Origin of the sequence: Aquiflexum lacus, assembly GCF_015476655.1 — a bacterium.
GTDB classification, from domain to species: Bacteria; Bacteroidota; Bacteroidia; order Cytophagales; family Cyclobacteriaceae; genus Aquiflexum; species Aquiflexum lacus.
In genome coordinates this window covers 47,808-63,753 of the sequence record NZ_JABFHF010000022.1, presented here as the reverse complement: position 1 = coordinate 63,753, position 15,946 = coordinate 47,808, and the positions used below count along the sequence as shown (strand labels likewise).

Genomic DNA, 15,946 nt, shown 5'->3' with positions numbered 1-15,946 from the left:
TTTATTTTCCAATTGATAAAGGGCAGAGGGAAGTTTTACTTAAAGCGTTTAGATGAAGATTTGATTTAATTAATTAAAAAGGTTGAATAATGGATAAAAAATTGTCATTGGATGAAATATTAACACTAACAGGCGAAATTGCCCGAAATGAACTTGCTCCCCGCGCGGATGAGGTCGATAAAACAGGCAAATGGCCGAAAAAGCAAATACAGGCATTACAAAAAGCAGGTCTGGGCGGGCTGGTTATTCCGGTCAGGCTTGGCGGACACGGTCAGGGACTATTGGGTGTCGCCAAAGTTTGTGAAATTATGGGCAGCCACTGCGCATCCACCTCTATGTGTTTTGGTATGCATCTGGTAGCATCTGCCGTTTTAACTGCAAAAGCTACCCCGAAGCAGGAAGAAAAATTTTTGATTCCTATCGCTCAAGGCAAACATCTAACCACCCTCTCGTTAAGTGAACCGGGAACAGGCTCCAATTTTTATATTCCTGAAGCCAAACTTGTTAAAAAGAAGAATGGAGATTTTATCTTAAACGGTACAAAATCATTTGTCACCAATGGTAGCCATGCCGATTCTTACGTAGTCTCTGCGGTGATTCCCGACCCGAATACGCATATAGGTCATTTTTCGTGCATTGTTGTTCCCGATCAAACAGATGGAATCGAGTGGAAAGAAACCTGGGAGGGAATCGGCATGAAGGGAAACGCATCCCGTAAAGTTGAAATAAAAGACCTAGAGCTCCCGGCTGAAAATTTGCTTGGTGAGCAGGGTGATGAAATATGGTATGTCTTTGAAGTAGTTACTCCCTACTTTGTTACAGCCATGGCCGGAACGTACCTGGGTATCGCATCAGCAGCTTTGCAGGAGGCAATTCAACATTTACAGCATCGCTCTCATACCCATAGCGGAACTTCATTATCTGAGCAACCGGTTTTACAGCATCAGTTGGGTGTCTTGTGGGCCAAGGTGGAACGCTCTCGTCAGCTCATCTATTCTGCGGCAGCCAAAGGTGATGCCGGGAAGGAAGGAGCGCTGCTTTCTATTTTAAGTGCCAAAGCAGAAGTATCCGATTGTGTGGTGAATGTGGTAAATGAGGTAATGACCCTGATGGGTGGAACCGCATATGCACAAGAGGGAAAACTCTCCCGACACCTGCGGGATGCACGGGCCTCCCATGTAATGGCTCCAACTACTCACCAGTTAAGAACATGGACAGGAAGAGCCCTGCTGAATCTGCCGCTTTTAGGAAATTAATGAATGTTTAATAACGTAATATGACAAGGAAGACGGCCATAGCAGAACAAGAGTATATCTATCTGATCCAGACGGAAAACAATGATCTTGTACAACAACTATCAGATATAGTTGACGGGGAATGTAAACAGGTAGCCTCGATCAAAACATTCGGTGATCTGAAGAAAATGCCATTCCAAGGAGAGGTTGTAGCATTTATTATAGGCAGTGATGTAGCAGACCCTATACAGAGTGCCCAGCGTCTTCATTCATTTAATAAAAATGCAAAAATCGTCCTGCTGAGCCCCTCAGAAAAAATTACCGAAAACCTTAAAGAGGCCATCCGTTTTTCACCGTTTATGGGCACAAATGTTACTTGTCTTCATGAAACTGACTGGGAGCATCTCGGGAAGATTTTTCAGGAGAGCCTGCAGGCAGTTAAATACCGGGCTATCCTTGCGGAAACCAATTCAAAAATTTCTACAATAGTTTCGTCCCGAAAACAGAGTTACCATCAACAATTCATCAATAAACTGATGGATATTACTCCTGTAGGCATAGCTATCGTGAGCAATCAAGGGAAAATTTTGGGATGGAATAAAGAAGCAACATCCATTTTTGAAAAAAATGAATCTCAGGTTATGGGAGCCACTTTCTCAAATCTCTTTGAACACAAGGAAGGTAATAAATTAGAAAAATATCTCAGAAAAAGCATTAATACTTCCTATAGCAACGATGAAGGTGAAGCGCTGGAAGTCAAAAGAGAAACACAACACAACACTATTCAAATTTTAAGTATTACCTCAGCCCGGTTCGAATATTCAGAGGAAGATGAAAATGGGCTTATTTTGGTAATCAATGATATCACAACGCGTAAAGAGTCTGAACAGTGCCTAGAAAAACTGAATCTTTCGCTAGAAATCCAGACCAAAGAACTGGCCGCTTCAAATACTGAACTGGAACAGTTTGCTTATGTAGCCTCACACGATCTGCAGGAACCGTTGCGGATGATTACTAACTTCCTGACAAAGTTAGAATGGAAATATGATCATCTGCTGGATGAGAGGGGCAAAAGATATATTCATTTTGCAACTGACGGGGCCAAGCGTATGCGGCAAATTATTCACGACCTGCTAGAGTATTCCAGAATTGGGCGTGTTGAAATTGAAAAGGAAGATATCGATATGAATGATCTGGTACAGGAAGCACTTGGATTAAACGAAATATTGATTAATGAGCAAAAAGCTGTTATTAAAGTTGAGAAACTGCCTGAAATCAATGGTGCAAGAGCGCCTATGCGACAGCTTTTTCAGAATCTGATAAATAATGCAGTTAAATACCAAATAAAGGGAAGTAATCCAGAAGTAAAAATTACCTCAAACGAGGATGAGGAATTCTGGCACTTTGAGGTAAAGGATAACGGCATTGGTATTAAACCGGAATATTCTGATAAAATTTTTAAAATCTTCCAAAGGCTGCACAACAAGGAGGAATACAGAGGTACCGGAATTGGTCTTGCAATCTGTCAAAAGATTGTGGAAAATCACGGGGGTAGAATCAGGGTTGAATCAGAACCGGGTAAAGGAAGTACATTTTATTTTACGATTGCAAAAAATCAAATAGTCTATGTCAATTAACTTTCATTTTAACAAAAAATTATGATCGCAATAATCAGCAAATATGAACATATAAGTAGTTAGTTATGAAATCATTTAACGTTAAAAAAATTTATGAAAGTTCTAATGAGCTTTCTGATTATATTTCGGAATTGCATTTCAAGCATGATCCTTCAGTATCTGATCGTTATAGTCCGGAAGGAAAAACCCAATGCCGACAAGATGCTGTCAATCATCTCAATTTTTTAGCAGAAGCATTGGCAATGGAGCTTCCCGAGATGTATGCAAATTATATTCTTTGGGCTGAAACTATGCATAAATCAAGAAATATCCCTGATACAGACCTTCTAAACAACCTGGATTTTGTTCAAATCGCGATTCATGAAATACTGGGCAGTGATTTTTCAAATGTTACAAAAGACTATATCAACAATGCCAGAGAAAAACTTTTAGAAAAAAAAGAAGAAGTCAGTTCATTTATTACCGATGAAAATCCTTTAAAAGATGAAGTGACCATGTATCTTGACTATTTATTAAATGGTAAAAGGCATGAGGCCTATCAATTGATTTCTGATCTGATTTCGAAAGAAACGTCCATAAAAGATATATATCAACAGATTTTTCAAATATCCCAATACGAAATCGGACGGCTTTGGCAATGCAATAAAATTACAGTAGCGCACGAACATTATTGTACTGCTGCAACCCAACAAATCATGTCAGGATTGTACGCTCATATTTTTTCAACTAATCGCAACGGCAAAACATTGGTGGCTTGTTCTATTAGCGGTGAATTGCATGAACTTGGAATCCGTATGGTAACTGATTTTTTTGAGATGGACGGATGGGATACCTATTATCTTGGCGCTAACCTTCCCGAAGATCAACTGCCGAAAGCCTTAAAAGAATATAAAGCCGATATTCTGGCACTTTCGGTGACCCTGCCTACCCATGTGAGTAAATCTGTTGCATTGATCAATAATCTTAAAAATGTAGATGAATTCGAGAACCTAAAAATAATGGTGGGTGGCTATCCTTTTATTACCAATCCGAATCTCTGGAAAAAAGTGGGTGCTGACGGCTTTGCACGAAATGCAGATGAAGCCATAAAAAAAGCTAATGAACTGATTTCTAACTGATATGGACACTATCAAAGAACATAAAATAATGTTTTCCTGTAATCATCACGGAACGATTGTTCAAGTATTTCTTGACACTGCCGGAATATTGGAAAACTTTGATTTACCAATTGGTATTCATCAAATCATTGAAAAATCATCTATCAATGTATTGGGAGATTTTTGGCTTTCAATCAAACAAAATATGATGGAGGAGGAGCACTATTTAGTAGGTCTAAATAATCAAGGAGAAAATATAATTTTTAATTTTTCGGGCTATCTGCTCAATGATAAGGTATTGATATGCGGAAGAACTGATATGAATTCTTCCGAAAAAGCTTTGGAAGAAATAATGTTAATAAACAATGAACAGGCAAACAAAATACGGCTCGTAGAGAAAAAAGCAGACAATTTCGAAAGAAAAGTCAATAAATATGAAGTGGATGAGTTTTTATTGAATGACTTTTCATCCCTGAATAATGAATTGATCAACAGCAAAAGAGAGATGATGCGTAAAAACCAAAAAATAGAGCTGTTGAATAATGAACTTAATACTGTGAATAAAAATCTGGAACTGTTGGCTTATTCACTCTCTCATGATCTAAGGGAACCTTTGCGAATGGTGGGATCTTTTTTGGGCCTACTTCAAAGGAAATATGTTGATCATTTAGATGTAAAAGGACAGCGTTACCTGAAGTTTGCTTCAGAAGGAGCAAAAAGGCTCAGTAAAATGTTGACTGGGTTATTGGAATACCATAAAGCCGGCAATATAGTTATAGATGAAACAGTTGATCTCAATAATGTTTTATCAGAAGTCAAACAGATATTACAAACTGTAATAAAAGAGAGTAAAACTGAAATCATTAGTGTAAAATTACCCATTGTAAAAGGTTCTTTTACAGGATATCAACAAGTATTTCAAAACTTAATTTCAAATAGTATCAAATTTGTACCCAAAGGTAGGACTTCAAAAATATCAATTGAAGTATCAGAAAACGACCAATTATTCACACTTGCAATCCAAGATAATGGCATTGGTATTCCTGAAAAAAAATATCAAGAAGTATTTGTGATGTTTAAACAATTACATAATTCCGGAGAATATGAGGGTACGGGAATGGGTCTTTCTATGGTTAAAAAAACGGTTGAAAGAATGAACGGAAAAATCTGGGTTACCTCAGAAAAAGACAAAGGTAGCACCTTCTTTATAGAGATAAAAAAACAGAAATAAATGCATACATTTCCAATCATAGCTTTAGGAGCTTCAGCAGGAGGGTTGGAGCCGCTTGAAGTTTTCTTTGAACATGCCAACCCCAAATCAAAATATGCTTTTGTGATTATTCAGCACCTGGCCCCCAATCACAAAAGCCTGATGGACGAGTTGCTTTCAAGGCACACCAAGCTTCCCATCCAAAAAATTGAGGATGGCATGTCAATTGAAAAGGGAAATATTTACCTCAACCCTCCCAAAAAGTTTGTGGAGATTGAGGATGGAAAATTCGTTTTGACTGAAAAAGAAGACAGAACCCTAAGCTTTCCGATCAGTGATTTTTTTGCTTCATTAGCGGAAAATCTTCACGAAAAGGCTTGTGCCATCATCCTGTCCGGTACGGGAAGTGACGGATCTAAGGGGATAAAATTCATCAAAGAAAACGGAGGACTGGTATTGGTACAGGACCCTCAGCAGGCCAAATTCAATGGCATGCCCAATAGTGCCATTTATTCCGGTGTCGTTGACATGGTTTGCCGGGTGGAAACGATGCATCAGGAGATTGACCGTTTTTTTGAAAACCGCGATACCATTTCACAAAACTTCAACAATTCTTCCAAAGCCAACGCTGTAATCACAAGTATTTTACGAAGTGTAGAAAAACAAATTGATGTAGATTTCACCGGATATAAGCATACTACCGTTTCGAGAAGGATCAGCAGGAGAATGAGTATTCTGGATTACACCAAAATGGATGCTTATTACAACCACCTGCAAAACAATCAAAATGAAGCCCAGCTTTTAGCCAAGGAACTGCTTATAGGCGTTACCCGCTTTTTCAGAGATGAAGAGGCCTTCAATGCCCTTAAAACTCAGGTGATTCCTAAAATGATCGAAAACAATTCGGACTCAAAGACCCTTAGGGTTTGGGTACCGGGTTGCTCTACAGGGGAAGAAGCCTATTCCATTGCCATATTGATCAAAGATCATCTTAGGATAAACAAACTACAATATGAAGTCAATATTTTTGCCACAGACCTGGACAAAGAAGCCATAAAATTGGCTGCAAGTCGCGTTTTCCCAAACAATATCAGCGCTGAAATACCCATAGAATACCTGAACACTTATTTTGTCTCCCAAAAAAACGGTTATGCCATAGCAAAGGAAATCCGTGAAATGATTGTGTTTTCGGTCCACAACGTAATCCAGAATCCTCCTTTTAATAAAATCGATTTGATCAGTTGCAGAAACCTCCTGATCTACCTTACTGATTCGATCCAACAGCAGCTTTTTACCATTTTTCAATATTCTTTGCGAACCAACGGATTCCTGTTTTTGGGATCCAGTGAAACGCTGGGCGATGCCAGGGAAGATTTCTTTGAGTTCAACAAAAAACAAAACCTGTTTGTCAATAAAGAGAATAAGAAGTTTGTCCAGCGATTGCATTCCGTCAAAAAGAGGAATCAAAAGGTAAGTGACAAATTACCAAATTCCGATCTTGACAACAGCGTTCCTGCTTTTAAAGCCAATAAAAAAAACCTGCTGAGCGAAATACAGCATTCCCTTATTCAGGAATATGTGCCGGATTCTCTCATCATTGATGAGCAGTTGAACTTGCTGCACAGTTCGGGCAATGCTCACAGACTGCTGACCATGCCTTCGGGAGAGATCAGTTCCAATATCACCAAGATGCTGCCTGATACTATTGCCATTCCCCTGGAGGTAGTAGCCAATAAAGTATTGCAGTCTGGAAAGCCCGTAACCCTGACGGATATACAGGTACCGGATGAGTTCAGAGCTTTCGTAGGTGCAAGTGGGTTTATGAATATTCTTGTCCGTAAAAAAGAACTTTTTGATGGCATGCATTACCTGTTTATTACCTTTGAGACTTCCTCGAAAAGGCCTCCTGAACAATCCCCATCAGAGCATGTAACGATCAATACGGTCTCTAAAGAGAAAATCCATATCCTTGAAAGAGAACTCAGAATCAATAGAGAGACCTTGCAAACGACCATTGAGGAGCTGGAATCAAGCAATGAGGAACTACAGGCCACAAACGAAGAACTGCAGAGTTCCAACGAAGAACTGGAATCAGTCAATGAGGAGCTCTATACCGTCAATGCTGAGTATGAACAGAAAAACCATGAGCTTTCTCAGTCCAATGATGATCTGAATAACCTGATTCACAGCACCGAGCTGGCCATTTTATTTTTAGATGCCAATCTGAATATACGGAAATTTACCCCTGCCATCAAAAAGATTTTGGATTTAGTACCCCATGATATAGGAAGAAACATCAGTCATTTCAGGGCTAAAATCCATTTGGAGAATTTTTTGGAGCATATTGAAGCGGTTTTGGCTGAATCGGTTTCTTATGAGTTCACCATCGAAGACATTAAGGGCAAAGAGTATCTGTTGAAAATAGCCCCATTCCGAAACCACAAAAAAGATGTTCAGGGAATTACGCTGGTATTTGTAGACCTGACACAGGCCAAAAAGCTCAAGCAAGCTATTCAAGTATCGGAGAAAGCTCTTTCGGAGCTGGAACTGAAACATGAAAATCAGGATGAAATTTTCAAGTTGATTTCCAACAACCTGAGGGATATGGTTTGCATTGTAACTCAACAGGGAGCCATAGAATACAGTACTCCTTCAGGAGTTGAAGTCACCGGATACGCTTTAGATAAGTTATATAATATAAACTTTCTGGAAAAAATGCCACAGCTTAGACATAGGGAGATCTTTCAAAAAGCATTTTCAAATGTCCACAAAAATCAAGAGCTCGGTCTGGTAGAGTTTGAGTTTAAAAAGGCCAAAAATGTATTGAGATGGCTGGAAGCGAGCATCAAACCCATCCAACAAAATAAATCCCAGGAGCAGAAGTTTTTGTTGATAATCAGAGATGTTCACCAACGGAAGTTGAATGAATTTGAGTTTACCAAAAACTCGCTGATTGCTGAGCAAACCAGTAGTGCTGTGATCATAACAGATGGGGAAGGTGGAATAAACTTCGTCAACGATGCCTTTGAAAAGATGACAGGATATACCGAAAACGAGGTTTTGGGCAAGAAGCCCGGGGATTTTTTGCAGGGCCCGGAAACGGATCCCAAACTCGTGGAATTGATGTCCCAATCTATCCGGGCAAAAAAAGCATTCACTGTGGATATCATCAATTACCATAAAACAGGCAATAAATATTTGGTGAATATCAAAGCAGAACCCCTATATGATAAAGAAGAAAATTTCATAGGATTCTTCTCCATACAAAATGATATCACAGAGCATCAGGACCATATCAATCAGATTTACCGACTAAGTCAAATTAACAAAGAACAATTCAAGAAACTGGAAGAGGTGAACAGATCGCTTGAAGAATTTGCTTATATCGCATCTCATGATTTGAAAACACCAATCCGAAATATCAAATCTTTGTTGCAAATGATCCAAAAGAAGGGAGATCTGTTAGAGGAAGAAAAAAAGCAAAAGTATTTTGAGGTGATTCTAACCTCATCTGTTGAAATGGATAAGTTGATCAATAATTTACTTGATTATTCAAGAACCGGGATCTCCAATGAGAAATCAGTTGTGGTGAATCTCCCTGATTTTTTTCATGATGTTATTGAAGTTTTTCAGATAGACTTAAATAAAATTACTCATTCCATAAAATATGATCTTTCAGTCAAGGAATTGTCTGTCTACCCCATTATATTTAAGCGCTTAATCAATAACTTAATAGGTAATGCCATCAAATACAGAAGCAATGATAAGCTTTTGTTAAGCATCAATAATAAAAATGTTGAGAATGGGGTTCAGTTTCAAATCTCTGACAACGGCATTGGAATTCCTCAAAATCAATTTGAAAATATATTTAAGATGTTTCAATCTTTAAAACCGAATAAAGAAAGCAATGGCATAGGATTGTCTGTTTGCAAAAAGATAGTAGAGCTGCATGGTGGCAGGATATGGGTAGAATCCACATTGGGGAAAGGCTCTACTTTTTATTTTACAATTGCAAAAAATAATTAAACTATATGAAAACAAGGAATTTTAAATTAGCACATATTCTTCTTGTAGAAGACAACGACGGAGATGTTTTGCTCACACTTGAGGCATTTGAGGAGAGTAAATTCCATACACATGTTAGTGTTGCCAGAAATGGTCAGGAAGCTTTGGATTTTTTACACAAGAAAGGTGAGTTCTCCAACGCTCAAAGACCTGATTTGATTTTACTGGACATCAATATTCCCATCTTCAATGGGCTTGAAGTTTTAGAAGAGATTAAGCAGAATGAGAGTCTGAAAAAAATACCGGTAATTATGCTGACTACCTCCTCCAATCAGAAAGATATTGATATGGCTTACAAAAAATACTGTAACAGTTATGTGAAAAAACCAATGGAAATGGACGACTTTATGGAAGCTATTCAAAAAATTGAAGAGTTTTGGTTGCAGCTTTCAGTATTATCTAAATAATGTATAACCCAAAAAATATGAAGCCTAATAATTTGTCCGTTATGGTCATAGAAGACAATGAGGGAGACTTTATTTTGGTAGAGGATTTGTTAATCGAATCCTATAAAAAAATACAAATTAAACATTGTGTTGATTTCAGTACCGCGGCTGATGATTTAAATCAAAAGGAAGGCCAATTCAATGTAATCTTGCTGGATTTAAACTTGCCGGATTTGAGCGGTATTGAACTCATCAATGCAGTATTGAAAATCAGTAAAGATGCACCAATCATTGTGTTGACAGGATACGCTGATATAAACCTTGCCAAGCAAAGCTTGGAATTGGGTATATACGACTTTTTGATTAAGGATGAAATTAATCCCAGTTTACTTCAAAAAAGTATCGATTTCTCACTTTCAAGAAAAAATTTCAGAAATCAATTGGAGGGAGAACGTGAAAATTACAAAAACCTTTTCAACCTCAGCCCACAGCCCATGTGGCTGCTACACCCTGAAAATTTTAAGATTCTGGATGTCAATGAAGCAACAATTGAAAAGTACGGTTACTCGCTTGATGAATGCCTATCGCTTTCTATTTTGGATTTACACCCAGCCTGGGAAAGAGATGTTTTAATAGGAAAACTTGTAGATAATCCTGCTTATAATGTTAATAATCAGTTTACACAACTGAGAAAAGACGGTCAGGAAATCAATGTAGAGTTATCTACAAAAAAAATAACTTACAATACAGGCAGAAAAGGAATCATTGTTCAGGCTACTGACATAACAACCATCTTAAATCATGTCAAAACGATTGAACAACAAAATGAAAAACTAAAGAATATTGCGTGGACTCAGTCACATGTGGTCAGGGCACCACTTTCAAGAATTTTAGGAATTATCAACTTAATTGAAGAACACCATGAAAATCTAGATGATATGATGTTCTGGTTAAAAGAACTCAGAACATCAATGAATGAAATGGATGATATCGTAAAAAAAATAGTTGATGAAGCCCAGAATTTTGACCTCTAATTTCTTGGTATATGGAGAAAATTATATGCATAATTGATGATGACCTGATATATAGGTTGATAGTCCAAAAGATGATAAAAAGAAACTTTCCTTCACAAGTATGTCATGAATGTGAAAATGGGGAGGAGGGTTTAAAACTTTTAAGTTCTTTCCAAAAATCACCATTAAAGATAATTGTGTTGTTAGACATTAACATGCCGGTTTTGGACGGTTGGGGGTTTCTAAATAAATTAGAAGAAAACAACTTATACAATATTCAAGACCTGTCAATTTATTTGGTTTCGTCTTCAACAGATCATAATGATATATCGAGGGCGAATCAGTATGGTTTTATAAAAAAATTTATACACAAACCGCTAAGCTCAGAAGATTTGAAAATAATTTTAGGTTGATTTTTTGATAGGCTATGAACATGGTCTTAAAAATTTGGGCAATGAATTTTTAATTGTTAAAAGCAGGGGATTCTTTTTCAATGTGGGGTTGGTATTTGGAAGGTAGTAATTCAATATTTTCTATTATTCAAATTACCATTATTTTTTTTATCAAGAATCCTTTAATTTTAACCTTTATTTGAAAATTTAGAAATCAAAACCAAAAAATAAGTGTCAAAAAGAACCGTTAAAGTAGGGTTGGTCCAGAATTCCTGTAGTCCTGATCTAGAATTAAACCTATCGAAAGCAGGAGAAGGAGTAAGAAAAGCCGCCCAAAAAGGTGCGCAAATCATCTGTCTACAGGAACTTTTCAAATCCCTTTATTTCTGTGATGTGGAGGATCATGATAATTTTAAATTGGCGGAAAATATTCCCGGACCATCCACTGATTTTTTTTCCGCTCTCGCCAAAGAACTTGGGGTGGTCATCATTGCTTCGCTTTTTGAGAAAAGGGCAGAGGGCCTTTATCATAATACAACCGCTGTGTTGGATGCTGACGGAAGTTATCTCGGCAAATACCGGAAAATGCATATTCCTGATGATCCGGGATATTATGAGAAGTTTTATTTTACGCCAGGAGATTTGGGCTATAAGGTATTCAACACCAAGTTTGCTAAAATAGGAGTATTGATCTGCTGGGATCAATGGTATCCTGAGGCAGCAAGGGTCACATCGCTCATGGGAGCAGAGATGCTTTTTTACCCGACCGCTATTGGTTGGCATAAGGATCAGGATCTGGAAACCAATGATGAGCAATATCAGGCTTGGCAAACCATTCAGCGTTCCCATGCAGTGGCTAATGGTGTTCCGGTAATCTCTGTCAATAGGGTAGGCGTTGAAGGAGACATGAAGTTTTGGGGAGGGTCATTTGTGACCAATGCCTTTGGTAGGGTTTTATATCAAGCGGATCATGGGGAAGAGGAGGTTTATGTCCATGAATTGGATATGGAGAATTCTGATAGGTACAGAACCCATTGGCCTTTTTTGAGAGACAGACGCATTGATTCCTATTCCCCCATCCTCAAGAGGTTCATTGATGAAGACTAATATTTACACCAAAGACATTTTCGAAATTGCAAAGTCTGGAGAAGTTACCCCTTTCCAATTGGGTTATTCTTTTCCTGCGGAATTTGCACTTCATTCGGCGACTTGGCTGAGTTGGCCTCATAAAGAGGCTTCCTGGCCTGGAAAAATCAACACCATTTTTCCTGCTTATGCTGAGTTTATAAAATATGTGGCTTTAGGCGAAGAAGTTCATATCAATGTCAAAGATGAAGTAATGAAGGCATTTGCTTTGGGGCATCTTGAGGGGGCTGGGGTGGATTTGGATAAAATTTTCTTTCATTTTTCCCCTACCAACGATGCATGGTGCAGGGACCATGGTCCGGCTTTTTTGATCAATGCCGAGGCAGACACCAAGAAGGTTCTGGTCAAATGGGATTACAATGCATGGGGAGATAAATATCCTCCCTATGATTTGGACAATCAGATTCCGATCAAAATTGCAGAATTTAGAAAAGTTCCTTGCTTCAAGTCTGGGATTGTCATGGAAGGTGGTTCGGTAGAATTTAATGGCAAAGGAACATTGCTCACCTCAGAAGCTTGTCTGCTCAATCCCAATAGGAATCCACATCTTTCCAAAAAGCAGATTGAAGAATATTTACAGGGTTATTATGGCGCAGAAAATATCCTTTGGCTCAATGATGGCATCGTAGGTGATGATACTGATGGGCATATCGATGACCTGACAAGGTTTGTCAATGCGGATACGGTGGTAACCATGGTAGAACACCATAAAGCAGATGAAAATTATGTTCCACTAAAAGAGAACCTTGATCTACTTCACAAAATGAGGTTGGAAAATGGGAAGCAGATGAATATTGTGGAACTGCCGATGCCAAGGGAAATTATCCACGAAGATATGCGATTGCCTGCTTCCTATGCGAATTTTTATATCTCCAACCATGCTGTGGTGGTACCTACTTTTCAGGATAAGAATGACGATAAGGCTTTGGAAATCCTGACTTCCTGTTTTCCGGACAGAAAAGTGGTGGGGGTCAATTCCTTGGACCTGATATGGGGCTTGGGTTCGTTTCACTGTCTGAGTCAGCAGGAACCGTTTGTTTAGGAGACGGAAGATGGAAGACCGGAGACCGAAGAAGCGAGATGGTAGCCTAGGAAAGAATCTGATAACTGGAAGGAAAGTTAGGGATTCTTTGACAAGCCAAATATAATTCAACAATTGCCTGCACTTTCTAGGATTATCATTGGATTGTACGAAATCCTAACAATAACCATCCAAAATTAAAGCTAACAGGGCCAATGCCTTATTGCCAGGCACATCGGTCATCCGATATCGGACATCACTCAATTTTAAAAAAGTTTAATCCAAATCCGAAAAAACCTCATCCAAGTCAAGTTTGAATCCCTTGATGCATTTTGATTCGACGATATCGCCGACAGTAAAAAGTTTGGAGGGTATGTATTTGCCATCAGTCAAAGTATAGATCAAAAGTGTCAGTTCGTAAGGCTGAATGATCCAATACTCTTTTACTCCACTTTCTTCATAAACTTCGTATTTATTTTGGAGTTCTTTTTTGTTATTTCCTGGTGAAAGTATCTCAACAATCAGGTCAGGAGCACCAATACAGCCATATTCATCCAACTTACTTTTGTCGCAGATCACACAGATATCAGGCTGGACCACTGTAAAAATATCTTCATTTTTCTTTGACTTGACCGGAAGCCGTACATCGAAAGGTGCATCATATACTTCACAAGACTTGCCTTCTAAGTAGACATGTAGTTTTGTCAAAACATTTCCAGATATCTTTTGATGGATTCTTCTTGGTGCCGCTGCTGCTGATTTGAATATTTTTCCTTTGATGAGCTCGACCATTTCTTCAAATTCCCATGTCAAATAATCAGCATAGGAATATACGCCACCTGCCTGTCCGGTAGGAAGATATTCGGATAATGGCTCCTCTACTTTGTTTTGGTTTGGTGATGATTCCTCATACTCTTTCATGTTACTAAGTTATAAAAATCTTATTAGTTGAAAAAGGTTAAGTTTTTGTTTTTAAAAGGATTACGGGATATTCCAAGATATTAACTTTTGAGTAATGCCCTATAAAAAATTGAGCTCCAAACTTTCTTTTGTTACTTTGGATTCCAAAGCAAATCCGACAGCAATGAATCATATAAAATCCCTTTTTGCCTTATTAATTTTTTTCGCTTTAATTCACCCACAGGTCTTTTCACAGGAAAAAGAGCAGTATGTAATCCTTATTTCTCTTGATGGTTTTAGATATGATTATGTGGAAAGATTCAAACCGGAAAATCTAACCCGATTTATTCAAAATGGGACTGCTGCTGAAGCATTGATTCCTTCGTTTCCTAGTAAAACCTTTCCAAATCACTACACCATTGCTACAGGTATGAAACCTGAGAACCACGGTTTGGTGAACAATTCCTTCTATGAACCTGAAAAAGACCTTGTCTATTCCATGGGCAACAGAGATATTGTTGAAGATGGGTATTGGTATGGAGGAACCCCTATTTGGGTATTGGCAGAACAAAATGGCATGAAAGCCGCGAGTTACTTTTTTGTCGGATCTGAGGCACCGGTGCAGGGCATTCACCCGAGTTACTATTTTAATTTTGATGGAAGTGTACCTAACCTTACACGGGTTTCCAAGGTGTTTGAATGGTTGCAGTTACCGGAAGAGGAAAGACCGAGAATGATAACGTTGTATTTTTCTGATATGGATAATGTAGGGCACAGTTATGGGCCTGACAATAACGAACAAATAGGACATAGGCTGGAAAAATTGGACCGCGAATTGGGGGCCTTGTTTGAAGGATTGGAGAGTTTTGACTTGGATATCAATATATTCATCGTCTCCGATCATGGCATGACCAACATTCCCAAACAGAATCTACTCAACCTTGACCATATCACCGAAGGGATTGCAGCGAGAGTAGTCAACAACGGTGCATTGGCCCATCTTCACTTGGAGAATGAAAAGGAATTGGAGAAGGTTTACAGGAAATTGAAGAAAGCTGAAAATCATTTCAAAGTAGTCAGGATATCGGACAGGGAATATTACAAGAATACCGAAAAGTACAGAAATCGATTAGGGGACCTGCTCATCATTCCTGATTTGGGCCATTATTTGGCCACTAGCCAAGGCATGGTTTCTTATCAAAACAGGTCAGCCATGTTCAAAACAGATGTCTTTGGGGAGCATGGTTTCAGCCCTGAGTTTAAAGATATGCATGGTATTTTTTTCGCTAAAGGACCGATGGTGAAGGAAGGGTTGATAATTACACCTTTTGAAAATATTCACGTATATCCATTGTTGGCTACAATCTTGGGATTACCGATTCCTGAAGACATAGATGGGAAGCGTGAAATACTTGAACCGATTTTGAAAGAGAAATAATGGAAAGGAAAGAAATAGAGAACAGGGATGACGTGTCGCTTTTGGTAAGGAGTTTTTATGCCCGCATCAGAGTCCATGAAAATTTGGGACCAATTTTCAATAAGGTAGTTGAGGATTGGGAAACACACTTGGAAAGATTGACTGATTTCTGGGAAATGGTATTGTTGAATACAGGACCTGGGGCTGGTAAGTTCAGTCCCGTTCCAGTGCACAAGGAAGTTGATCGAAATACAGGAAATACAATTGAACAACTCCATTTTGGAAATTGGTTGGAGCTGTGGTTTTCGACCTTAAATACTTATTTCGAAGGTGAAAATGCGGATTATGCCAAGGAACATGCCCGAAACATGGCACATATCCTGTTTTTCAGGATCATGGAAGGCAGGAGCAAAACCATGTGATTTAG

At 38.5% G+C, this 15,946-nt stretch carries 13 protein-coding genes; 12 read left to right on the top strand and 1 reads right to left on the bottom strand.

Going from position 1 to position 15,946, the window contains the following annotated elements; genetic code table 11:
• Positions 1 to 89: 89 nt before the first annotated feature.
• The 10 genes from HMJ38_RS18000 to HMJ38_RS17955 all read left to right on the top strand — a co-directional run bounded on the left by HMJ38_RS18000 (position 90) and on the right by HMJ38_RS17955 (position 13,223).
• Entirely contained in the window at positions 90 to 1,256 is a 1,167-nt protein-coding gene (locus HMJ38_RS18000) for an acyl-CoA dehydrogenase family protein (protein WP_194975821.1), read from the top strand.
• A 20-nt stretch (positions 1,257 to 1,276) separates the two neighbouring features.
• Positions 1,277 to 2,872: an ATP-binding protein gene (locus HMJ38_RS17995; RefSeq protein WP_194975820.1), complete on the top strand. Its 1,596-nt coding sequence runs from the start codon at positions 1,277 to 1,279 to the stop codon at positions 2,870 to 2,872.
• Between the two features lie 65 nt (positions 2,873 to 2,937).
• Positions 2,938 to 3,990: a cobalamin B12-binding domain-containing protein gene (locus tag HMJ38_RS17990; protein ID WP_194975819.1), complete on the top strand. Its 1,053-nt coding sequence runs from the start codon at positions 2,938 to 2,940 to the stop codon at positions 3,988 to 3,990.
• A gap of 1 nt (position 3,991) precedes the next feature.
• Positions 3,992 to 5,200, top strand: coding sequence for a sensor histidine kinase (locus HMJ38_RS17985; RefSeq protein WP_194975818.1), 1,209 nt, complete (start codon positions 3,992 to 3,994; stop codon positions 5,198 to 5,200).
• Positions 5,201 to 9,205 carry a CheR family methyltransferase gene (locus HMJ38_RS17980; protein WP_194975817.1) on the top strand — a complete coding sequence of 1,335 codons (4,005 nt, stop codon included), beginning with the start codon at positions 5,201 to 5,203 and terminating at the stop codon, positions 9,203 to 9,205.
• 5 nt (positions 9,206 to 9,210) lie between these two features.
• Positions 9,211 to 9,651 carry a response regulator gene (locus HMJ38_RS17975; RefSeq protein ID WP_194975816.1) on the top strand — a complete coding sequence of 147 codons (441 nt, stop codon included), beginning with the start codon at positions 9,211 to 9,213 and terminating at the stop codon, positions 9,649 to 9,651.
• Between the two features lie 17 nt (positions 9,652 to 9,668).
• The gene (locus tag HMJ38_RS17970) at positions 9,669 to 10,664 is read left to right on the top strand and encodes a response regulator (protein ID WP_194975815.1); all 996 of its coding nucleotides are present in this window, start codon (positions 9,669 to 9,671) and stop codon (positions 10,662 to 10,664) included.
• Between the two features lie 11 nt (positions 10,665 to 10,675).
• A complete protein-coding gene (locus tag HMJ38_RS17965) occupies positions 10,676 to 11,056 on the top strand; it encodes a response regulator (protein ID WP_194975814.1) in 381 nt (126 codons plus the stop codon).
• A 210-nt stretch (positions 11,057 to 11,266) separates the two neighbouring features.
• On the top strand, positions 11,267 to 12,142 hold the full coding sequence (locus HMJ38_RS17960; protein ID WP_194975813.1) for a carbon-nitrogen hydrolase: 876 nt from the start codon (positions 11,267 to 11,269) through the stop codon (positions 12,140 to 12,142).
• Positions 12,132 to 13,223, top strand: coding sequence for an agmatine deiminase family protein (locus HMJ38_RS17955; RefSeq protein WP_194975812.1), 1,092 nt, complete (start codon positions 12,132 to 12,134; stop codon positions 13,221 to 13,223). The genes HMJ38_RS17960 and HMJ38_RS17955 overlap by 11 nt, the downstream gene beginning before the upstream one ends.
• Before the next feature lie 255 nt (positions 13,224 to 13,478).
• Here the strand turns inward: HMJ38_RS17955 and HMJ38_RS17950 are convergent, their stop codons facing one another.
• Positions 13,479 to 14,123 carry a Uma2 family endonuclease gene (locus HMJ38_RS17950; RefSeq protein ID WP_194975811.1) on the bottom strand — a complete coding sequence of 215 codons (645 nt, stop codon included), beginning with the start codon at positions 14,121 to 14,123 and terminating at the stop codon, positions 13,479 to 13,481.
• Between the two features lie 163 nt (positions 14,124 to 14,286).
• On the opposite strand from HMJ38_RS17950, the gene HMJ38_RS17945 reads away from it, so the two are divergent.
• Both HMJ38_RS17945 and HMJ38_RS17940 read left to right on the top strand, forming a co-directional pair.
• Positions 14,287 to 15,540 (top strand): alkaline phosphatase family protein, encoded by a 1,254-nt coding sequence (locus HMJ38_RS17945; protein WP_194975838.1) that lies wholly within the window; start codon positions 14,287 to 14,289, stop codon positions 15,538 to 15,540.
• On the top strand, positions 15,540 to 15,941 hold the full coding sequence (locus HMJ38_RS17940; RefSeq protein ID WP_194975810.1) for a group III truncated hemoglobin: 402 nt from the start codon (positions 15,540 to 15,542) through the stop codon (positions 15,939 to 15,941). Before HMJ38_RS17945 ends, HMJ38_RS17940 begins: the two co-directional genes overlap by 1 nt.
• Positions 15,942 to 15,946 lie beyond the last annotated feature (5 nt).